General features: G+C 42.8%; 17 protein-coding genes. 15 read left to right on the forward strand and 2 right to left on the reverse strand.

Features of this window, described 5'->3' with window-relative positions; all coding sequences use genetic code 11:
- The 13 genes from ACUW6H_RS05105 to ACUW6H_RS05165 form a co-directional block, all read left to right on the forward strand.
- Nucleotides 1–1,248 (forward strand): SIALI-17 repeat-containing surface protein (locus ACUW6H_RS05105; RefSeq protein ID WP_454362107.1); only part of this gene is annotated, 1,248 nt, incomplete at its 5' end.
- Between the two features lie 128 nt (nucleotides 1,249–1,376).
- Complete coding sequence (gene polA, locus ACUW6H_RS05110; RefSeq protein ID WP_454362109.1) at nucleotides 1,377–4,010, forward strand: DNA polymerase I; 2,634 nt, start codon at nucleotides 1,377–1,379, stop codon at nucleotides 4,008–4,010.
- A 276-nt stretch (nucleotides 4,011–4,286) separates the two neighbouring features.
- Complete coding sequence (locus tag ACUW6H_RS05115) at nucleotides 4,287–4,577, forward strand: thiamine-binding protein (RefSeq protein ID WP_000647687.1); 291 nt, start codon at nucleotides 4,287–4,289, stop codon at nucleotides 4,575–4,577.
- Entirely contained in the window at nucleotides 4,540–5,298 is a 759-nt protein-coding gene (locus ACUW6H_RS05120; RefSeq protein WP_001245135.1) for an ABC transporter permease, read from the forward strand. Before ACUW6H_RS05115 ends, ACUW6H_RS05120 begins: the two co-directional genes overlap by 38 nt.
- Nucleotides 5,299–5,336: 38 nt before the next feature.
- Nucleotides 5,337–6,344 (forward strand): ABC transporter substrate-binding protein, encoded by a 1,008-nt coding sequence (locus tag ACUW6H_RS05125; protein WP_084944249.1) that lies wholly within the window; start codon nucleotides 5,337–5,339, stop codon nucleotides 6,342–6,344.
- Nucleotides 6,344–7,072 carry an ABC transporter ATP-binding protein gene (locus tag ACUW6H_RS05130; RefSeq protein ID WP_454362113.1) on the forward strand — a complete coding sequence of 243 codons (729 nt, stop codon included), beginning with the start codon at nucleotides 6,344–6,346 and terminating at the stop codon, nucleotides 7,070–7,072. Before ACUW6H_RS05125 ends, ACUW6H_RS05130 begins: the two co-directional genes overlap by 1 nt.
- 203 nt (nucleotides 7,073–7,275) lie before the next feature.
- Nucleotides 7,276–11,085 (forward strand): Spy0128 family protein, encoded by a 3,810-nt coding sequence (locus ACUW6H_RS05135; protein WP_454363034.1) that lies wholly within the window; start codon nucleotides 7,276–7,278, stop codon nucleotides 11,083–11,085.
- Between the two features lie 172 nt (nucleotides 11,086–11,257).
- Nucleotides 11,258–11,716 carry a CtsR family transcriptional regulator gene (locus tag ACUW6H_RS05140; RefSeq protein WP_001211258.1) on the forward strand — a complete coding sequence of 153 codons (459 nt, stop codon included), beginning with the start codon at nucleotides 11,258–11,260 and terminating at the stop codon, nucleotides 11,714–11,716.
- Nucleotide 11,717: 1 nt separating this feature from the next.
- Nucleotides 11,718–14,150 (forward strand): ATP-dependent Clp protease ATP-binding subunit, encoded by a 2,433-nt coding sequence (locus ACUW6H_RS05145; protein WP_454362116.1) that lies wholly within the window; start codon nucleotides 11,718–11,720, stop codon nucleotides 14,148–14,150.
- 145 nt (nucleotides 14,151–14,295) lie between these two features.
- Entirely contained in the window at nucleotides 14,296–15,354 is a 1,059-nt protein-coding gene (locus ACUW6H_RS05150) for an AAA family ATPase (RefSeq protein WP_454362118.1), read from the forward strand.
- A gap of 9 nt (nucleotides 15,355–15,363) precedes the next feature.
- A complete protein-coding gene (gene pnuC, locus ACUW6H_RS05155; RefSeq protein WP_454362120.1) occupies nucleotides 15,364–16,143 on the forward strand; it encodes a nicotinamide riboside transporter PnuC in 780 nt (259 codons plus the stop codon).
- A 1-nt stretch (nucleotide 16,144) separates the two neighbouring features.
- Nucleotides 16,145–16,918 (forward strand): NUDIX domain-containing protein, encoded by a 774-nt coding sequence (locus tag ACUW6H_RS05160; RefSeq protein ID WP_454362122.1) that lies wholly within the window; start codon nucleotides 16,145–16,147, stop codon nucleotides 16,916–16,918.
- Nucleotides 16,919–17,210: 292 nt separating this feature from the next.
- A complete protein-coding gene (locus ACUW6H_RS05165; protein WP_278275841.1) occupies nucleotides 17,211–17,894 on the forward strand; it encodes a hypothetical protein in 684 nt (227 codons plus the stop codon).
- 66 nt (nucleotides 17,895–17,960) lie between these two features.
- Here the strand turns inward: ACUW6H_RS05165 and dusB are convergent, their stop codons facing one another.
- Together dusB and hslO are read right to left on the reverse strand one after the other, a co-directional pair.
- Nucleotides 17,961–18,941 carry a tRNA dihydrouridine synthase DusB gene (dusB, locus tag ACUW6H_RS05170; protein ID WP_000183317.1) on the reverse strand — a complete coding sequence of 327 codons (981 nt, stop codon included), beginning with the start codon at nucleotides 18,939–18,941 and terminating at the stop codon, nucleotides 17,961–17,963.
- Nucleotides 18,928–19,800 (reverse strand): Hsp33 family molecular chaperone HslO, encoded by an 873-nt coding sequence (hslO, locus tag ACUW6H_RS05175; protein WP_096408673.1) that lies wholly within the window; start codon nucleotides 19,798–19,800, stop codon nucleotides 18,928–18,930. The genes dusB and hslO overlap by 14 nt, the downstream gene beginning before the upstream one ends.
- Before the next feature lie 164 nt (nucleotides 19,801–19,964).
- Here hslO and ACUW6H_RS05180 point away from each other — a divergent pair, with 164 nt between their 5' ends.
- Together ACUW6H_RS05180 and glpK are read left to right on the forward strand one after the other, a co-directional pair.
- A complete protein-coding gene (locus tag ACUW6H_RS05180; protein ID WP_454362127.1) occupies nucleotides 19,965–21,392 on the forward strand; it encodes a helix-turn-helix domain-containing protein in 1,428 nt (475 codons plus the stop codon).
- A 156-nt stretch (nucleotides 21,393–21,548) separates the two neighbouring features.
- Complete coding sequence (gene glpK / locus ACUW6H_RS05185; protein WP_454362129.1) at nucleotides 21,549–23,057, forward strand: glycerol kinase GlpK; 1,509 nt, start codon at nucleotides 21,549–21,551, stop codon at nucleotides 23,055–23,057.
- Nucleotides 23,058–23,101: the final 44 nt, after the last annotated feature.

The following is a 23,101-nucleotide window of genomic DNA, read 5'->3' on the forward strand; positions in this document are numbered from 1 at the left end:
CATTCTCAACTTTCTAGCCAAGACCAAGCTACACTTGCTGCAGCGGACAAGGAAGCAGCCGAGGAAGCTAAGAAAGAGGAAGAAGCTAAGAAGGCGGCAGAAGCCAAAGCCCACAGCGAATTGTTGACAACCCTTGAGAGTATCGAACAATCAACAATCGAAGACATCAACAAAGACGCCTCTATTACTGACAAAGAAGCTGCGATTAAGGCAGCTAAAGAATTGATTGGCAAGGACGCTATCTTGAAAGCCATTGAAGATGGCGATATCGAAGCGTCAGACTTGTTAGCTGACTTCTTGGCAGAAGAGAGCGATCAGGTAACCCCAGCTGAAGCGAAGACTCATTCTCAACTTTCTAGCCAAGACCAAGCTACACTTGCTGCAGCGGACAAGGAAGCAGCCGAGGAAGCTAAGAAAGAGGAAGAAGCTAAGAAGGCAGAGGAGGCTAAGCGTCCAGAAACAAATACCAAGAAACAAGAACTTTTGAAATTAGAGAAAAAAGTTATTAAAATTAAAGAACAAATCTCTATTTCAAAAATGAATGGTGTTGAAAATAATCAAGTAAAAGAATTGCAACAAGCATTGGCAGACTATGAGGATGCCATTAAGACTCTAAGTAGTGTCATGTCGGCTGTTCTTGAAATTGAAGACTTTAAAGGTGGAGTGAATGCAGTTGAAGCTGCGACTACAGAATTGCCAGAATACAAGCAAGGTGTAAACGCGGTAGAAGCTGCAGTAAATGAACTCCCAGTCTATGCAGAAAGCGGTGCTCCAGCAGTAGCGAATGTTCCAGTCTATGCAGAAAGCGGTGCTCCAGCAGTAGCGAATGTTCCAGTTTATCCAGAAAGCGGTGCTCCAGCAGTAACGAATGTCCCAGTTTATGCAGAAAGTGGTGCTCCAGCAGTAGCGAATGTCCCAGTTTATGCAGAAAGTGGTGCTCCAGCAGTAGTGAATGTCCCAGTTTATGCAGAAAGCGGTGCTCCAGCAGTAGCCAATATTCCAGCCTATGCTGAAAAGATTGAACCAGCAGTAAACGACGTTCCAGAATATACTGGCAGTGCGGTTCCTTTGGATACAAATTCTACTCTCGGTACGAAACAAGATCGTACCTACAAAGCCCCTGCAGCAACGGATGAGCAGCTCCTTCCAAATACTGGAAGCCAGGACACCTCAGCAGTCGGATCGCTCGGATTTATCGGTCTCCTTCTTGGTTTGCTACCATTTGCAAAGAGAAGATTGAACAAATAAATTGCCTAACATTGATACAAGAAAAGGATTCGTAGGATCCTTTTCTTTTTATGGAGAAATAGGGACAAGTCCAAGTTTTTCAGCTCTTTCCGATGGTATTTTTCCTCGCTTTCCTTTATAATGGGTGTATGGACAAGAAAAAATTATTATTAATTGATGGATCTTCTGTTGCCTTTCGAGCTTTTTTTGCGCTTTATCAGCAACTAGATCGGTTTAAAAATGCTAATGGTCTTCATACCAATGCAATTTACGGTTTTCAACTCATGTTGAATCATGTCTTAGAGCGGGTTGAGCCTAGTCATGTTTTGGTAGCCTTTGATGCAGGTAAGACGACTTTCCGAACAGAGATGTATGCAGACTACAAGGGTGGTCGCGCGAAAACTCCAGATGAGTTTCGTGAGCAATTTCCCTTCATTCGTGAGTTGCTAGACCATCTTGGAATTCGCCATTATGAGTTGCCACAGTATGAAGCGGATGATATCATCGGGACTCTAGGCCGTTTGGCTGAGAAAGATTCTTTTGATGTGACAATCGTCAGCGGAGATAAGGATTTGATCCAGTTGACGGATGAGCATACGGTGGTTGAGATTTCCAAGAAAGGTGTGGCTGAGTTTGAGGCCTTTACGCCGGACTATCTTATGGAAAAGATGGGTCTCACGCCAGCTCAGTTCATTGATCTTAAGGCCCTCATGGGGGATAAGTCTGATAATATCCCTGGTGTCACGAAAATCGGTGAAAAGACGGGTATCAAGCTCTTGCTGGAACATGGTTCGCTTGAGGGTATTTATGAACATATCGATGGGATGAAGGCTTCTAAGATGAAGGAAAATCTCATCAAAGACAAGGAACAGGCCTTTTTATCGAAAATACTAGCGACCATTGAGACTCAGGCACCGATTGAGATTGGCCTTGATGATTTGGTCTATAGTGGACCAGATGTGGAAAATCTCGGAAAATTCTATGATGAGATGGGCTTCAAACAACTCAAGCAAGCTTTAAATGTTTCATCAACGGATGCGCCTGAGAGCTTGGATTTCACTATTGTTGACCAAGTCAGTCAAGACATGCTGAGTGCCGACTCTATCTTCCACTTTGAACTCTTTGGTGAAAATTACCATACAGATGATTTGGTTGGTTTTGCCTGGTCCTGTGGGGATAAACTTTACACTACAGATAAACTTGAGCTCTTGCAGGAGCCGATTCTCAAGGATTTTCTAGAAAAAACACCTCTGAAAGTGTATGACTTTAAGAAAGCGAAGGTTCTTTTAAATCGCTTGGGTTTGAACCTCCAGGCACCTGCTTTTGACAGTCGTTTGGCAAAATACTTACTCTCAACAGTCGAGAACAATGAAATCTCAACTATTGCGAGTCTCTATGGCCAGACTTATCTGACTGATGATGAGACTTTCTACGGTAAGGGGGTCAAGAAAGCCATCCCTGAGAGAGAGAAATTCTTGGAGCATTTGGCTCGCAAGGTTGCTGTATTGGTTGAGACGGAACCGGTTTTACTTGAAAAACTCAGTGAACATGGGCAGTTAGACCTTCTCTATGACATGGAGCAACCTCTGGCTTTTGTCCTTGCCAAGATGGAAATCGCTGGAATTACAGTCAAGAAAGAGACCTTGCTTGAGATGCAGGCTGAAAATGAACTTGTCATTGAAAAATTAACTCAGGAGATTTATGAACTGGCTGGTGAGGAGTTTAATATCAATTCCCCTAAGCAGTTGGGCGTGCTTCTCTTTGAAAAGCTCGGTCTTCCTCTGGAATATACCAAGAAAACCAAGACAGGTTACTCGACAGCTGTGGATGTGCTAGAGCGTCTAGCTCCCATTGCTCCGATTGTTAAAAAAATCCTAGACTACCGTCAGATTGCTAAGATTCAATCTACCTATGTGATTGGTTTGCAAGACTGGATTTTGGATGATGGCAAGATCCACACGCGCTATGTGCAGGATTTGACTCAGACTGGGCGTCTGTCTAGTGTAGATCCAAACTTGCAAAATATTCCTGTGCGTTTGGAGCAAGGCCGTCTCATTCGTAAGGCTTTTGTGCCTGAGTGGGAGGATAGCGTTCTTCTTAGCTCGGATTATTCGCAGATTGAGTTGCGCGTCTTGGCGCATATCTCTAAGGATGAGCACTTAATTAAGGCCTTCCAAGAGGGGGCTGATATCCATACCTCGACGGCCATGCGGGTCTTTGGTATTGAACGTCCTGAAGATGTGACTCCAAACGACCGTCGTAATGCCAAGGCGGTAAACTTTGGAGTGGTTTACGGGATTTCAGACTTTGGTTTGTCTAATAATCTGGGCATCAGCCGTAAAGAGGCTAAAGCCTACATCGACACTTACTTTGAACGCTTCCCAGGTATTAAAAACTACATGGATGAAGTGGTGCGTGAGGCGCGTGATAAGGGTTATGTAGAGACTCTCTTCAAGCGTCGTCGTGAGTTACCAGATATTAATTCGCGCAACTTTAACATTCGTGGTTTTGCAGAGCGGACAGCTATCAACTCTCCTATCCAGGGATCTGCAGCAGATATTCTCAAGATTGCAATGATCCAGCTAGACAAAGCTCTAGTGGAAGGTGGCTATCAGACCAAGATGCTCTTGCAAGTGCATGATGAAATCGTCCTCGAGGTTCCGAAATCAGAACTAGCAGCCGTCAAAGCTCTAGTGAAACAAACCATGGAAGAAGCCATCCAGCTCAGTGTTCCCCTTATCGCAGATGAAAATGAAGGAGCAACCTGGTACGAGGCTAAATAAGAAAGTTATGAAAGAGTTTGAAGCGCGTGCCTTCAAACTCTTTTTCATAGTTTTCTGTAAGCAGTTTCCTTGACTTTTCCTAGTATTTGCGTTACTATATTTCCATATAAGATATGGGAGTCTGTGTACAGTCTGAGAGGAAGTGTTAAACTTCGACCGCACCTGATCTGGGTAATGCCAGCGTAGGGAACGATACTTAGCCGAATTCTGCACCTTTTCCATATATGGAAGAGGTTTTCTTTTTGTCAAAGGGAAACCTGAGAAAAGGAGGTTTTTATGAAAGCAAGCATTGCCTTGCAAGTCTTGCCCCTATCACAGGGGATTAATCGAATTGCTATTATCGATCAGGTTATTGCTTATCTGCAGGCGCAGTCCGTGACCATGGTGGTGACACCTTTTGAAACGGTCTTGGAAGGGGAGTTTGATGAGCTCATGCGTATTCTCAAAGACGCGCTAGAAGTGGCAGGGCAGGAAGCAGATAATGTCTTTGCCAATGTCAAAATAAATGTAGGAGAAATTTTAAGTATTGATGAGAAACTTGAAAAGTATACTGAGACGACATATTAGTCTATTGGGTTTTCTAGGAGTCTTGTCAATCTGGCAGTTAGCAGGAATATTCAAACTTTTACCCAAGTTTATCCTACCAACTCCCTTTGAAATTCTCCAGGCCTTTGTTCGTGACAGAGAATTTCTCTGGCACCATAGCTGGGCGACCTTGAGAGTGGCTTTGCTAGGTCTAGTCTTGGGAGTCTTGATTGCCTGTATCATGGCGGTGCTTATGGACAGTCTGACTTGGCTCAATGATCTTATCTACCCTATGATGGTGGTTGTTCAGACCATTCCGACCATTGCTATAGCCCCTATCCTGGTCTTGTGGCTAGGCTATGGAATTTTGCCCAAGATTGTCTTGATTATCCTGACGACAACCTTCCCTATCATCGTCAGTATTTTGGATGGATTTAGGCATTGTGACAAGGATATGCTGACCTTGTTTAGTCTGATGCGAGCCAAGCCCTGGCAAATCCTGTGGCATTTTAAAATCCCGGTCAGCCTGCCTTACTTTTATGCAGGTCTGAGGGTCAGTGTCTCCTACGCCTTTATCACAACCGTGGTGTCCGAGTGGCTAGGAGGTTTTGAAGGTCTTGGTGTTTATATGATTCAGTCTAAAAAACTGTTTCAGTATGATACCATGTTTGCCATTATTATTCTGGTGTCGATTATCAGCCTTTTGGGTATGAAGTTGGTCGATATTAGTGAAAAATATGTGATTAAATGGAAACGTCCCTAAGATAAGGATGTTTTAGAAAAAGAAAAGAGGAAATGAAAATGAAGAAAACATGGAAAGTGTTTTTAACGCTTGTGACAGCTCTTGTAGCTGTCGTGCTGGTGGCTTGTGGTCAAGGGACTGCTTCTAAGGACAATAAAGAAGCAGAACTCAAGAAGATTGACTTTATCCTAGACTGGACGCCAAATACTAACCACACAGGGCTATACGTTGCCAAGGAAAAAGGTTATTTCAAAGAAGCTGGAGTGGATGTTGATTTGAAATTGCCACCAGAAGAAAGCTCGTCTGACTTGGTGATCAATGGCAAGGCACCATTTGCTATCTATTTCCAAGACTACATGGCTAAGAAATTAGAAAAAGGAGCAGGGATTACTGCCGTTGCCGCTATCGTAGAACACAATACATCAGGAATCATCTCACGTAAATCGGACAATGTCAGCAGTCCAAAGGACTTGGTTGGTAAGAAATACGGAACTTGGAATGACCCAACGGAACTAGCTATGTTGAAAACCTTGGTAGAATCTCAAGGTGGAGACTTTGAGAAGGTCGAAAAAGTACCAAACAACGACTCAAACTCGATTACACCAATTGCCAATGGTGTCTTTGATACTGCTTGGATCTACTACGGTTGGGACGGTATCCTTGCCAAATCTCAAGGTGTAGACGCCAACTTCATGTACTTGAAAGACTATGTGAAAGAGTTTGACTACTACTCACCAGTTATCATCGCAAACAACGACTATCTCAAAGACAATAAAGAAGAAGCTCGTAAAGTCATCCAAGCCATCAAAAAAGGCTACCAATATGCCATGGAACATCCAGAAGAAGCTGCGGATATTCTCATCAAGAATGCACCTGAACTCAAGGAAAAACGTGACTTTGTCATCGAATCTCAAAAATACTTGTCAAAAGAATACGCAAGTGACAAGGAAAAATGGGGACAATTTGACGCAGCTCGCTGGAATGCCTTCTACAAATGGGACCAAGAAAATGGTATCCTTAAAGAAGACTTGACAGACAAAGGCTTCACTAATGAATTTGTAAAGTAATGACAGAAATTAGACTAGAACACGTAAGCTATGCCTATGGCGATGAAAAGATTTTAGAGGACATCAACCTGCAGGTGACTTCAGGTGAAGTAGTTTCTATCCTAGGTCCAAGTGGTGTTGGAAAGACCACCCTCTTTAATCTGATTGCAGGAATTTTAGAAGTCCAGTCGGGAAGAATTGTTCTTGATGGCGAGGAAAATCCCAAGGGGCGCGTGAGTTATATGTTGCAAAAGGATCTCCTCTTGGAGCACAAGACGGTGCTTGGCAATATCATCCTGCCCCTCTTGATTCAAAAGGTGGATAAGGCAGAAGCCGTTGCCCGAGCGGATGACATCCTTGCGACCTTCCAGTTGACAGCTGTACGGGACAAGTATCCTCACGAACTCAGTGGAGGGATGCGTCAGCGTGTAGCCTTGCTTCGTACCCACCTTTTCGGGCACAAGCTCTTTCTCTTGGATGAGGCCTTTAGTGCCTTGGATGAGATGACAAAGATGGAACTCCACGCTTGGTATCTGGAGATTCACAAGCAGTTGCAGCTGACGACCTTGATCATCACGCATAGTATCGAAGAGGCCCTCAATCTCAGTGACCGCATCTATATCCTAAAAAATCGGCCTGGGCAGATTGTTTCAGAAGTTAAACTAGATTGGTCCCAGAGCGAAGACAAGGAAGTTCAAAAAATTGCCTATAAACGTCAAATATTAGCAGAATTGGGATTAAATACGTAGCCTTTTAAGAAATTAGTATATATTAAATACAAGCGAAATCCTTGCTTGTATTTTTTGTTTCAAAGCTGATGAACATGCATGATTAGGCTTATTATTTAAAGAAATGGTAAGTTAATATAAAAATAATTAAATTTTAGTTGACATTTTGTAATGGAACTGTATAATATAATTGAACCATTATAGACAATAAGGAGGATAATGTGGTGAAAAAGAGAACTAGCAAACTCTTTCATGGCTTGATGGCCTTGCTACTAGTAGTGTCGGTCTTTGTACCTTTGCTAAGATTGAATAGCGTTGTTAGTGCTGCCGAAAAAACTGAATCAGAGTACACTTTGACTACAGAGCCGACGATTAATACAAACCGATTAGTCGATCATGCCAAATATGGTGAAGGTAAGTTCTATCTTAAAACAACTTACGCATTCCCAGACAATGTAACTCTGAAAAACGGTGATTTCATGGTTTATCACGTTCCAAATGAGTTTAAAATCGAAGTAGATTCTACTACAGATTTGAAAGCTCCGAACGGTGAAACGATTGCAACACTGACAACTGAGAAAGCAACCAATACTGCTAAGATTACAGTAACAAACGAAGAGTACTTTAAGAAGTTTAATGAGAACAAGCAAATTGTTGCATCATTTACTGTAGTGTGGGCAGACCATGTTGAAAAGAATAGGGAATATGAAATCAACATTCCTGGTGCAGGAGTTTATCATTTGACTCGTATCGTTCCAGACGTTGACCCAACTGGATTTACTAAATGGGGAGTTCAAGACTCAGACGATCCTAATTATGTAAACTGGCGTATCCGTGTTAACCGCTATGCAAAATCTTACACTGGAGTTAATATCCAAGATACTATTCCAGATGGGCAAGTTCTTGCAAGTGACATTACAGGATACTACTTCCCAGATTGGGAAAATGGTTATGGAAGAACAAAATTGGATAAGGCTCATGTACAAGTAACCGATAAAAATCATTTTACAATTACACCTAATGGTGATGGAACCTTAGATCATAAAGGGCTTTATATCATGTATCGTACTCGTTTGACTAAACCAGTCAATCCAGTTACTAAACGTGTATTGAACAATGTAACTGTCACTACAAACGAGGAAGCCCAACCAATAGAATTTGAAGGTTTTGCACCAATTACAACTACTGACGGTATTGGTGTAGGTACCAAATCGGATGAGGTTGCTCTAGAAGTGACTAAGAAACTTAATGGTAAAACTCTTGAAAAAGATGCATTTAGTTTCCAACTGCTAGATGATCAGGGGAATGTTTTACAAACTGTCAAAAATGATGAAAATGGTAAAGTGAAGTTTGAGGCAATCAAATACAAAGAAGCAGGAACTTTTAAATATACCATTAAAGAAGTTAATGATAACAAACCTGGATACACTTATGATGCGAACGTCCTTAAAGCGACTGTAACAGTAGAAGATGTTTTGGGTGAAAAATTAGCGAGCGTCAAATTTGAAGATTCTAAGAAAGAATTTACCAACACATACGCTGTTAAAGAAGCAAAACTTCAACTTGAAGCCAATAAAGTCTTGAAGGGTAAAGCTATTGAGGCTGGCCAATTTGAATTTGAGTTGAAAGAAAAAGAAAACGGAGCAGTTCTCCACACTGTTTCAAACGATGCAAACGGTAAGATTCAATTTCCAAAACTTACGTTCACAAAAGAAGAAACTCGTACATTCACTATCTCTGAAAAAGCAGGTGATGTAGCCGGAGTTGAATACGATCCAAATGCTTATGAAGTAACAGTAGTCGTTAAAGATAACGGCCAAGGTCAACTCGTTGCAACTCCAACAGGTGCTGAAAACCTTACTTTCACAAACGTTTATAAAGCTAAACCAGCTAAAGAAACTATCACAGCTACTAAAGTCTTGAACGGTAAAGCGCTTGAAGCAGATAAATACGAGTTCGAACTTAAAGAAGGTGACAAAGTCGTTGACACAGCTACAAATGCTGCAGACGGTACTGTGACTTTCAAAGAAATTGAGTTCAAAACAGCAGGTGACTACACTTACACTATCACTGAAAAAGCAGGTAGTGAAGGGGGTGTGACATACGACACTGCTAAACACGAAGTTAAGGTAAAAGTTACAGATAACGGTCAAGGCCAACTTGTTGCAGCTGTTACAGGTGACAACCCAACCTTCACCAACACTTATAAAGCAGCTACAACAAGTGCTACTATCACGGCTACTAAAGTCTTGAATGGTAAAGCCCTTGAAGCAGGTAAATATGAGTTTGAACTTAAAGAAGGTGACAAAGTAATCGGAACAGCGACAAACGCAGCAGACGGTACTGTTACTTTCGAAGATATCAAGTACGCAGCAGCAGGCAACCACACATACACTATCACTGAAAAAGCAGGTAGTGAAAAAGGTGTGACATATGACACTGCTAAACACGAAGTTAAGGTAGCAGTTACAGATAACGGTGCAGGCCAACTTGTTGCGACTGTAACTGATAACAACCCAACTTTCACCAATACTTATAAAGCAGCTACAACAAGTGCAACTATTACAGCTAAGAAAGTCTTGGATGGTAAAGCTCTAGAAGCTGACAAATATGAGTTTGAACTTAAAGAAGGTGACGAAGTCGTCGCAACAGCTAAAAATGCTGCAGACGGTACGGTTACTTTCAAAGATATTGAGTACAAAGAAGCAGGCGACCACACATACACTATCACTGAAAAAGCAGGTAGCGAAGCAGGTGTGACATACTCAACAGAATCTCACACAGTTAAAGTGACTGTAGTAGATAACGGTCAAGGTCAATTGGTTGCGACTGTAGAAAATGCGGATGCAGAACGTGTCTTCACTAACACTTATAAAGCAGCTTCAACAAGCGCGACAATCAAAGCTAAGAAAGTCTTGAATGGTAAAGAACTTGTAGCTGATGCATATACTTTCGAATTGAAAGAAAAAGATGCAGTTGTAGCTACGGCTAAGAATACTGCTTCAGGCGAAGTTGCCTTTAAGGTTGACTACACAGAAGCAGGCGAGCACACTTACACTATCACTGAAAAATCAGGAACAGAAGCAGGTGTGACTTACTCAACTGAATCTTACACAGTTAAAGTGAATGTAGTAGATAACGGTCGAGGTCAATTGGTTGCGACTGTAGAAAATGCGGATGCAGAACGTCCATTCACAAACGTTTATAAAGCCGCTGAAACAGATGCTGTAATCAAAGCAACTAAGAAGATTACAGGTAAAGAACTTGTAGCTGATGCTTATACTTTCGAATTGAAAGAAAACGATGCAGTTGTAGCTACGGCTACGAATACTGCTTCAGGAGAAGTTGCCTTTAAGGTTACCTATACAGAAGCAGGAGAGCACACTTACACTATCACTGAAAAAGAAGGTAGCGAAGCAGGTGTGACATACGATACTGCTACACATAAAGTGACAGTTGAAGTTGTTGATAACGGTGCAGGCAAACTTGTTGCGACTGTAACTGACAACAACCCAACCTTCACAAACACTTATGTTGCGTCTTCAACACAAGTAACTTTCACAGCTAAGAAAGTCTTGAACGGTAAAGGTAAAGAACTTGCAGCAGGTCAGTTTAAGTTTGAACTTAAACAAGGTGACACAGTCGTTGAGACAGCTACAAATGCTGCAGACGGTACTGTTACTTTCAAAGCAATTGATTTCGCAACAGCAGGAGAGCACACTTACACTATTACTGAAGTAAAAGGTGACGATACGAATATCAAATATGATGAAAATTCTTACAAAGTGACAGTAACAGTGACAGATAATGGTGCAGGTCAACTTGTAACAGAAGTTACAGGTAACAACCCAACAATCACTAACACGTATACTGAACCGAAAAAAGAAGAACCTAAGGAAGAACCTAAGGGTGAACAACCTAAGGGAGATTTGCCAAACACTGGTGGAGCAGACTTTACAGCATTCTCTACTATTCTTGGTCTAGTTCTTGCAGCTTTGGCAGGACTTGTATACCGTGCTAAAAAAGTTGACTAATCTTAACTTTGAATAAAGCAAAATGATGGTGACCGTTTTACGGTCCCATCTTTTTGTTTTTGGATATTTTATAATAATCTTCGCAACTTGCTCCCTTTTCCTTTAAAAAAATCAAAAATTTCGGTATAATAGTCAAAGATAGTCAAGGTTCAAAGAAGGAGTTTGATTTACTATGAGATTTAAAAATACATCAGATCATATCGAAGCCTATATCAAGGCAATTTTAGACCAATCTGGTATCGTGGAATTGCAGCGGAGTCAGTTGGCGGATACCTTTCAGGTTGTGCCGAGTCAGATCAACTATGTCATCAAGACACGTTTTACTGAAAGCAGAGGATACTTGGTTGAGAGTAAGCGTGGTGGCGGAGGCTACATTCGCATAGGACGGATTGAGTTTTCCAATCATCATGAGATGCTCCGCGATTTGCTGTACTCGATTGGTGAGCGAGTTAGTCAGGAGATTTATGAGGATATTCTCCAGCTTTTGGTGGAGCAGGACTTGATGACCAAGCAGGAGATGACCTTGCTGACTTCTGTAGCAACGGATCGTGTCCTAGGGGAAGAATCCTCAGTTGTCCGTGCCAATATGCTCCGACAGCTATTACAAGAGGTAGATAGAAAAGAGAAGTAAGATGAACTATTCAAAAGCATTGAATGAATGTATCGAGAGTGCCTACATGGTTGCGGGCCATTTTGGAGCTCGTTACCTAGAGTCTTGGCATCTATTGATTGCCATGTCTAATCACAGTTACAGTGTGGCAGGGGCGACTCTAAATGATTATCCTTATGAAATGGACCGTTTAGAAGAGGTTGCTTTAGAACTGACTGAAACGGACTATAGCCAAGACGAAACCTTTACGGAATTGCCCTTTTCCCATCGTTTGGAGGTTCTCTTTGCAGAAGCAGAGTATGTGGCCTCAGTGGTCCATGCTAAGGTGCTAGGGACAGAGCATGTCCTCTATGCGATTTTGCATGATGGCAATGCCTTGGCAACTCGCATTTTGGAGAGAGCAGGCTTTTCTTATGAAGACCAGAAAGATCAGGTCAGAATTGCTGCTCTTCGTCGCAATTTAGAGGAACGTGCAGGTTGGACAAGAGAAGACCTTAAGGCTTTGCGTCAACGCCATCGCACGGTAGCAGACAAGCAAAATTCCATGGCCAATATGATGGGCATGCCTCAGAATCCAAGTGGCGGTCTAGAGGACTACACGCATGACCTGACGGAGCAAGCGCGCTCTGGCAAGTTAGAGCCAGTTATCGGTCGTGACAAGGAAATCTCACGTATGATTCAGATTTTGAGTCGGAAGACCAAGAACAATCCTGTCTTGGTTGGAGATGCTGGTGTCGGAAAAACAGCTCTGGCCCTTGGCCTTGCCCAGCGTATTGCTAGTGGGGATGTACCTGCGGAAATGGCCAAGATGCGCGTTTTGGAGCTTGATTTGATGAATGTTGTTGCGGGGACACGTTTCCGTGGAGATTTTGAAGAGCGCATGAACAATATCATCAAGGATATCGAAGAAGATGGTAAAGTAATCCTCTTTATTGATGAACTTCACACCATCATGGGTTCTGGTAGCGGTATTGATTCGACTCTAGATGCGGCCAATATCTTGAAGCCAGCCTTGGCACGTGGAACTTTGAGAACGGTTGGTGCAACTACTCAGGAAGAATACCAAAAACACATCGAAAAGGATGCTGCCCTTTCTCGTCGTTTTGCCAAAGTGACGATTGATGAGCCAAGTCTAGCTGATAGCATGACTATTTTGCAAGGTTTGAAGGCTACCTATGAGAAACACCACCGTGTGAAAATCACAGATGAAGCTGTCGAAACAGCTGTTAAGATGGCACATCGTTACCTGACCAGTCGTCACTTGCCAGACTCTGCTATCGACCTCTTGGATGAGGCAGCAGCAACTGTGCAAAACAAATCCAAGCATGTGATAATGGACGAATCCGACTTGAGTCCAGCTGACAAGGCCTTGATGGATGGCAAGTGGAAACAAGCAGGCCAGCTAATCGCAAAAGAGCAGGAAGTCCCTGTCTATAAAGACTTGGTAACAGAATCTGATATTTTAACCACTTTGAGCCGTTTGTCAGGAATTCCAGTTCAAAAACTGACACAAACGGATGCCAAGAAATACCTGAATTTGGAAGCGGAACTGCACAAACGTGTCATCGGTCAAGATCAAGCTGTTTCAAGTATTAGCCGTGCCATTCGCCGCAATCAGTCTGGTATTCGCAGTCACAAGCGTCCGATTGGTTCCTTTATGTTCCTAGGGCCGACAGGAGTCGGCAAGACCGAATTGGCAAAGGCTCTGGCAGAAGTTCTCTTTGATGACGAATCAGCCCTTATCCGCTTTGATATGAGTGAGTATATGGAGAAATTTGCGGCCAGCCGTCTCAATGGAGCTCCTCCAGGCTATGTGGGCTACGAAGAAGGTGGGGAGTTGACTGAGAAGGTTCGCAACAAACCATACTCCGTTCTCCTCTTTGATGAGGTAGAGAAGGCCCACCCAGACATCTTTAATGTCCTCTTGCAGGTTCTGGACGACGGTGTCTTGACAGATAGCAAGGGACGCAAGGTGGACTTTTCAAATACTATTATCATCATGACGTCAAACCTTGGTGCGACGGCTCTTCGTGATGACAAGACTGTTGGCTTTGGCGCTAAAGACATTCGTTTTGACCAGGAAAATATGGAAAAACGAATCTTTGAAGAGTTGAAAAAAGCTTATCGACCAGAGTTTATTAACCGTATTGATGAAAAGGTGGTCTTCCACAGCTTAGATAGCAAACACATGCAAGAAATTGTCAAGATTATGGTTAAACCATTGATTGCTAGCCTAGCAGAGAAAGGCATCGACTTGAAACTGCAAGCTTCAGCGTTGAAGTTACTGGCAAGCCAAGGTTATAATCCAGAAATGGGAGCTCGCCCACTTCGCAGAACACTGCAAACAGAGGTGGAAGACAAGCTAGCTGAGCTCCTCCTCAAGGGAGAACTGGTAGCAGGCAAGACTCTCAAGATTGGTGTCAAAGCTGGTCAATTAAAATTTGATATTGCTTAAAACTAGAGAATCAGGAGGAATCCTGATTCTTTTTTGCTACTTTTTTATAAAAAATGATAAAAAACTATTGACAAAACAAAAATATAGTATATAATAAAAACATAGAAAACAAAAATATCAAAAAGTATAAAAAGGTAAAACGTTTATGAAAAAGAAAACAGCAGTGGTATTTGGGACCTTTGCCCCTCTCCATCAAGGGCATATCGATCTGATCCATCGAGCGAAGCGTCAGTGTGACCAGGTCTGGGTAGTCGTTTCAGGCTACGAGGGAGACCGAGGGGAGCAGGTAGGTTTAAGTCTTCAAAAACGATTTCGCTATATCAGAGAGGCTTTTCGTGACGATGAGTTGACCTCTGTCTGCAAACTGGATGAGACCAACCTTCCCCGTTACCCTATGGGCTGGCAGGAGTGGTTGGACCAGATGTTAGTGGAGATTTCCTATGATGAAACCCAGCAAGAACTGACTTTCTTTGTGGGAGAACGTGACTACCAGCAAGAATTATCTAATCATGGCTTTGAGACCGTTTTGCAAGAAAGAAAGTTTGTTATCTCAGCGACTATGATTCGAAAAAATCCAAGCAAATATTGGAAATATATTGCTCAACCCTTCCGCCGTCAATTTACAAAGAAAGTGTTGATTATGGGAAGTGCCAGCAATGGGAAGACCACTCTGGCCAAGGATTTGGCAAGGTATTACGATGCGCCGGTCAGCCTGGAATACGCACGTGAGTACCAGATCAAAAACAATATCCGCGACGATGAATTGACTCCAAAGGATTACTACTATCTCCTTTTAGGGCAGTATGACCAGACCTCTAAGTTAATTGACAGTAATGCCAATCGAGGCCTAGTGATAGCTGACACAAACTCTTTAGTAACCAAGGGCTACTATGACTATTACATGGAGGCTGAGGATCAAGAGGATTTATCAGGAGAAACCTTTGACAATCTCTTTGTTTCGATCTTGGCTAAGGAAAAATGGGACTTGATTCTCTTTGTGCAACCTGTCGGCTCCTATGTCAATGACGGGTTTAGAGATATGACCATGGCGGAAGACCATATTCGTCACAGTTTTTCCCAGCATTTGGATCAGATGAGAGAGCGATATTTAACCACCATTCCACTAGTTTATCTAGCTGAGGATTACCTAGGAAATTATGAAGCAGCCAAAGTGGCTATCGATACTATTTACCAAGCAGATTAGGAGAAAATGATGAAAACAGTAACTAAAAAAATCACACAATTTATCGAAAACTTTAAAAATGTCCATGCAGAAGCCCGCAAGATCGGTTTTGTAGGAATCATGCGCCTGCTCTGGAAAGATCTCTTTGTCGGTCGTAGTCTTTTCCAGTGGTTGTATCTCATCGCCTTGTCGAGTGTTCCCTTGATCTTAGAGTTCACGCAAAATACAGAAAGCCATGACTGGTTGAGCTTGTTTGCATCCTGGACTGGGATTGTCTGTGTTATCTTGGTAGCAGAAGGGCGTGCAAGCAATTATCTCTTTGGGGCTATTAACTCGGCTATCTACTTGATCTTGGCAATGAATGCGACTTTTTATGGCGAAGTCTTGACGACCGTTTACTTCTTTGTCATGCAGCCGATTGGTCTCTATGCTTGGTTGTCCAATCGTATCAATGACCAAGGAAAACCAGAAGAATCCCACTTTGAAGCTAAGAAATTATCTGTTCTTGACTGGCTCAAGTACTTGGTCTTGACTGCTATTATCTGGATTGGCATGGGCTTGGCTTATCAAAGTATCCATAGTGCTCGACCTTTCCGTGATAGTGTAACCGATGCGACCAATGGTGTTGGTCAGCTCTTGATGACACGTCTTTACCGCGAGCAATGGATTTTCTGGATTGCAACCAATCTCTTTAGTATCTACCTCTGGTGGGGTGAAAATATCCACATTCAAGGAATGTACTGGGTTTACACACTGAACAGTCTAGTGGGATGGTACCAATGGACCAAGGCAGTTCGAAAGGAGGCTTAAAATGGTAGACACGAAGATTCCAGCGGGGATGACGGAAAAAGAATATTATGAAATTCATGCCAGTCAGGAGGAGTTTTTAGACTGGTACTACAGGCAGGAACTCCCTCAATATGAAAAACCAAGTGTGACAGTAGATATGGTGGCCTACTGCTTTGTCGAAGGAAAAATCAAGCTCTTACTGATCCGTCGCAAGGCCCACCCTTATCAAAACTGTTTGGCTCTGGTTGGAGGCTTTATGGACAAGGGAGAAGATGCTGCACATGCCTGTCAGCGCGAAGTGAGAGAAGAAGTCAATCTGGATCTTCCTTTGGAAAAAATCGAGCAATTGATGACCGTATCGACTCCTGGTCGTGATCCACGTGGCTGGACGGTGACCATTGCCCACTTGGTGTACCTACCTAGTCGTGCCTTAGATCTCGTTCAGGCTGGAGATGATGCTAAGGATGTGGTTTTTGTAGATGTCGATTTCCAGACAGGCAAATGCTACCTTGAGGGAGTCGAGCTGGACGAGAGTGCCTTCGCCTTTGACCATTATGCCATTATCCAAGAATCCATCAAACGAATCCAAGGCCGTCTCGACTGGAATCCGACTTTCCTTTATCTGCTGGAGGAGGAGTTCACTGTCTACGAAGGAACCGAACTAGTCAATCTCATCAATCCCGGTCGCCCAATCGTCAGCAATAACTTTCTCGTAAAATACGGCGAATATGTAGAAGAAGTCGGACTCAAACGAGTTCCTAAAAAGAAACCAAGAAAAACCTATCGATTGAAATAAAGAGGCCGGGATCAAAATCCCGACCTCTTTGTTTGTCCTTATTAGGTTACTTTGCTGTTGCGACTGTTTTTATTTTAGAACAATGCAAGCGACTATATAAAGTAGGATGTAAAAAAATAGTTCTAATCTAGGAAATTTTCCTATTTTTTCGTTTCGATTACGAATAGAGATAGTGGAGAGAAATTTTTTAAAATAGTTTCTCTAAATAGTTGACAGATTTAAAGCTCAATGTTACAATTATATTACAAAAAGATTTCTTAACATTTCAAAAATGTTACAAAGGAGTAGAAAAATGAAAAAGAAAACCTATATCAAATTGATGGCAGCGACTGTATTGGCTTCTACCTTGCTACTAGGAGCTTGTGGAAATAAAAACGAAACCACTCAAACTAGCAGCTCTGCAAAGACAAGCCAATCATCAAGTTCTAAAGCAGCTTCTTCTAACAAAGAAAGCAAGACTCAAAAATCTTCAAGCTCAGCTTCATCTGAAAAAGCTCAAGCATCTTCTGATCAGTCTTCTACAACGGCAGATCAGTCACAAGCGAAACCAGCACCTGAATCAAGACAAGAACAAGCAACTCCTAGTCAGCCAGCCCCTTCTCAGGCTCCGTCAACTCAGCAAGGTTCTCAAGCCCAGTCTAACCAGTCAACTTATGATCCAACAACTGACCGCAAACTTCAGGACAAGCAAGCTGAACACAACAAACGCTATAAGGGAGTTTTAACCATGGTGGATGGTGACTTCTCAGCTGCAGCAGGCAACTGGAAGGGAGCGAATGGTGAAACCATTACAGTTTCATCAGGGGGCCAATTTACAGTAGAAACTGCAGATGGAAAGAAAGAAAACTATTCTATCAGAGGCTACTCTTACACTCTTGATGATGGTAAGTATAATGCCAAAATCGGTGGAGGAAAAATCATCCAAATTACAACAGGTGCGGATGGTAAAGTTTCAAGCGTTGCCTTGATTCAATAATAGTATCTAGGTTTTCCTAGAATCTAAAAAACCGTAAACTCCAAGCGAGTTACGGTTTTTTGTGTATTAAGCTTTATCTAATTGCAATAGAGCTTCAATCTCTGCCAGGGTGCTAGCTTGGGAAATGGCTCCACGAAGTTTGGCAGCGCCAGATGTTCCTCGGAGATAGTGAGGAGCGAGGCCGCGGAATTCACGAACGGCTACGTTTTCCCCTTTGAGGTTAATCAAGCGTTTCAAATGTTCGTAGGCGATTTTCATCTTGTCTTCAAATGTCAAGTCAGGGAGAATTTCTCCTGTTTCAAAGTAGTGATTGATCTGATTGAAGAGGTAGGGATTTCCCATGGCTGCACGGCCAATCATAACAGCGTCAGCCCCGACTTCTTCGATACGCTGTTTGGCTTCTTGGACCGTACGGATATCACCGTTGGCGATGAATGGAATCTTGGTCAAAGCTTGAGCAACCTTGTGAAGGGTCTCGAGGTCTGCGTGACCTGTGTACATTTGTTCACGGGTACGGCCATGCATAGCGAGGGCAGAGACACCTGCAGCCTCTGCAGCGAGGGCATTTTCCACGGCTAGGGATGGATCAGACCAGCCAGTGCGCATTTTGACAGTGAGGGGGATATCAAGGACAGATTGGACCTTGTTGATAATAGAGTAGATCTTGTCTGGATCCTTGAGCCACATAGCGCCAGCTTCGTTTTTCACGATTTTGTTAACTGGGCAGCCCATGTTGATATCGACGATATCAGTCTTGGTGTTTTCTTGGATGAATTCTGCTGCGCGTGCGAGGCTGTCTTCGTCGCTACCAAAGAGTTGGATAGAAACGGGGTTTTCGCCTTCATCGATATGAAGCATATGTAGGGTTTTTTCGTTGTTGTATTGGATACCCTTGTCAGAGACCATTTCCATGACAACGAGTCCAGCTCCGAGCTCTTTTGCGATGGTACGAAAGGCTGAGTTGGTGACACCAGCCATGGGTGCTAAAACAGTACGATTGGGAATCTCAACATTGCCAATCATAAAAGGTGTATTAAGATTTGTCACGAATGAGTTCCTCCAGGTCGTTTTCATCAAAGTTATAAGTTGTTTGGCAGAATTGACAAGTGATTTCTGCCCCGTGGTCTTCCTCTTTCATTTCTTCAAGATCTGAATTTGGAAGGCTGGCAAGAGCGTTCATAAAACGGTCTTTGCTACAGTCACATTGGAAACGAATTTCTTCTTCAGATAGGCGTTTGTAGGATTCGTCACCATAGATGGCCTTGAGAAGGGCTTCGATATGGTCGTCGCTTTCAAGAAGGGTTGAGATGGCTGGCATTTCTTGGATGCGTTTCTCAAAGCGGGCAATCTCTTCTTCCTTGGCCCCTGGCAATACTTGGAGAAGGAAACCTCCGGCAACTTTGACCTTGTCATCTTTATCCAAAAGAACATTGAGGCCGACTGCTGAAGGAGTTTGTTGGCTTTCAGTCAGGTAGTAGGCCAAGTCTTCACCGATTTCCCCAGAGATGAGAGGTGTCATGGAGTTGTAAGGATTTCCAGTACCGTAGTCTGTGATAACGAGAAATTGACCATTGCCGACAAAAGGTCCAACAAGGACTTCACCCGTTGCAGTCTTTTTGATGTCAACACCTGGATTTTGAACGTAGCCTTTGACGTTACCCTTGGTATCTGCAACTGTGATGATGGCGCCAAGAGAGCTGGTTCCCAGAACTTTAACTGTTAGTTTGGTATTTCCTTTTTCATTGGCTGCAAGAATTTGGCTAGCGATAAGGGTACGGCCAAGTGCGACAGTTGAACTGGCTTGAGTTTGATGTTTTTCTTGAGCAGTGCGGACAGTTTCCGTGCTATCAAGGACGAAAGCACGAAAAGAACCGCTTTCTGATATAGTTTTAATAATTTTATCCATAGCTACTATTTTAGCATAAAAATGCCCAAAGGGGGAGTCGTGTGTTTGCTGTTTCTGTGGAATAAGGACGAGGAAATCGGCTTTAAAATAAAATGAGAAACAGATTATTTCCGCATTTCTAAGATTTATGCTATTCTTGAAGAAGAAAATGAAAGGGGTAACAAATGTATTTAGGTGATTTGATGGAAAAAGCCGAATCTGGTCAATTTTTAGTCCTTTCCTTTCTGTTACAAGATTCGCAGACAACCGTCAAGGAAGCCATGGAAGAAACAGGCTTTTCAAAGGCGACTCTAACCAAGTACATCTCTCTGATTAACGAAAATGCCTTGGAAAGAGGGTTAGAGCTGACCATCCACTTGGATGATGAAAGTCTGCGTCTGTCTGTCGGTACTGCCACAAAGGGGAGAGAGATTCGGAGCTTGTTTTTAGACAATGCCATTAAGTACCAAATTTTGGTTTACCTTCTCTATCACCAACAGTTCCTAGCCCATCAACTGGCTCAAGAATTGATGATTAGCGAAGCCACGCTTGGTCGCCATTTGTCTAGCTTGAATCATATTTTGTCAGAGTTTGACTTATCCATCCAAAATGGTCGTTGGCGAGGTCCAGAGCATCAGATTCGTTACTTTTATTTCTGCCTTTTCCGCAAGGTCTGGTCCAGTCAGGAGTGGGAAAGTCATATGCAGAAAGCGGAGAGAAAGCAGGATATTGCTACCCTAGAAGAAATCTGCGGTGCTAGCTTGTCTTCGGGTCAGAAATTAGACTTGGTTCTCTGGACTCATATCAGTCAACAGCGCCTTCGGGTTAACGCCTGTCAATTTCAGGTTATAGAAGAAAAAATGCGAGGGTATTTTGACAATATTTTCTATCTTCGTTTGCTTAGAAAGACTCCTTCTTTTTTTGGTGGGCAGCACACTCCTCTAGGAACTGAGGATGGGGAGATGATGATTTTCTTCTCTTTCCTCTTGTCTCATCGCATTTTGCCCCTTCATACCATGGAGTACATCCTCGGTTTTGGGGGAGAACTTGCAGCTTTACTGACACAAATGATCCAGGAAATGAAGAAGGAGCAGTTGCTGGGGGATTATACAGAGGACCATGTCACCTATGAACTGAGTCAACTTTGTAGCCAAGTTTATCTATACAAGGGCTATATTTTACAAGATCGATACAAGTATCAGATAGAGCATCGGCACCCTTATTTGCTGATGGAGCATGACTTTCGAGATATTGCTCAGAAAATTTTCGCCTCCTTGCCAGCCTTTCATCAGGGGACGGATCTGGATAAAAAAATTCTATGGGAATGGCTTCAGTTGATGGAGTATATGGCAGAAAATATAGGAAAACATCTGAGAATAGGGCTAGATCTAACAGCAGGCTTCCTTGTTTTTTCGAGAATGTCGGCCCTTTTAAAACGATATTTGGAGTACAATCGCTTCATTAGCATCGAAGCCTATGACCGTACTCGTCATTATGACTTGCTAGTTACCAATAACCCTATCCATAAGAAAGAACAAACACCCGTCTACTATTTGAAAAATGATTTGGATATGGAAGATTTAGCTACGATTCGTCAGATGCTATTTACCTAAAGACCTGAATTTTCAGGTCTTTTTTGTGAAATTCGCACAATCTCCTCACATTTTTTTAAAAATTTAAAAAAATTGATAAACAAGAAAGCGCTTTATTTTGTATACTAGTTACTGTAAAGAGGGAACCCCCTCAAGATTTTATCAGGAGGACAGCACATGTCACAAGAAAAATACATCATGGCCATTGACCAAGGAACAACCAGTTCTCGTGCCATCATTTTTAACAAAAAAGGAGAAAAGGTCAGCTCTAGCCAAAAAGAGTTCACTCAGATTTTCCCTCAAGCAGGTTGGGTTGAGCACAATGCCAATGAAATTTGGAACTCTGTTCAGTCAGTTATTGCGGGTGCTTTCATCGAAAGCGGTGTGAAACCAAATCAAATTGAGGCAATCGGAATTACTAACCAACGTGAAACAACTGTCGTCTGGGATAAGAAAACAGGGCTCCCTATCTACAATGCTATCGTTTGGCAATCACGCCAAACTGCTCCTCTAGCTGAACAACTGAAAAGTCAAGGTTATGTGGAAAAATTCCATGAAAAGACTGGTTTAATCATCGATGCTTACTTCTCTGCTACCAAGGTTCGCTGGATTTTGGACCATGTAGAAGGCGCTCAAGAGCGAGCTGAAAAGGGTGAATTGCTCTTTGGTACTATCGATACTTGGTTGGTTTGGAAATTGACTGACGGTGCGGCTCACGTGACGGACTACTCAAATGCGGCTCGTACCATGCTCTATAACATTAAACAACTAAAGTGGGATGATGAGATTTTGGAAATCCTCAACATTCCTAAGGCTATGCTTCCAGAAGTTCGTTCTAATTCTGAAATCTATGGCAAGACAGCTCCATTCCATTTCTACGGTGGAGAAGTACCAATTTCAGGTATGGCTGGGGACCAACAGGCAGCCCTCTTCGGTCAGTTGGCCTTTGAACCAGGTATGGTCAAAAATACTTATGGAACAGGTTCTTTCATCATTATGAACACTGGGGAAGAGATGCAGTTGTCTGAAAACAACCTTTTAACAACGATTGGTTACGGAATCAACGGCAAGGTTTACTATGCCTTGGAAGGTTCTATCTTTATCGCAGGAAGTGCCATTCAGTGGCTTCGTGATGGACTTCGCATGGTTGAAAATTCACCAGAGTCTGAAAAATATGCTCTCAATTCTCACAACAATGACGAAGTTTATGTCGTACCTGCCTTTACAGGTCTAGGTGCTCCATATTGGAACCAAAATGCTCGTGGTTCGGTCTTTGGCTTAACTCGTGGAACAAGCAAAGAAGACTTTATCAAGGCAACCTTGCAATCTATCGCTTATCAAGTACGTGACATCATTGACACCATGCAAGTGGATGCGCAGACAGCTATCCAAGTCTTGAAGGTAGATGGTGGTGCAGCCATGAACAACTTCCTCATGCAGTTCCAGGCTGACATTTTGGGAATCGATATTGCCCGTGCTAAAAACTTGGAAACAACTGCCCTAGGTGCAGCCTTCCTAGCTGGTTTGGCAGTGGGTTACTGGAAGGATTTGGACGAGTTGAAGCTCTTGAACGAGACAGGAGAACTCTTTGAGCCATCCATGAACGAATCGCGCAAGGAACAACTCTACAAGGGCTGGAAGAAGGCTGTGAAAGCAACGCAAGTCTTTGCGGAAATCGACGATTAATACTGTTTCTTGATGCAATGATTAGTTTAAGAAAGAAACGACTC

Source organism: Streptococcus sp. 151470009-6 (assembly GCF_053628175.1).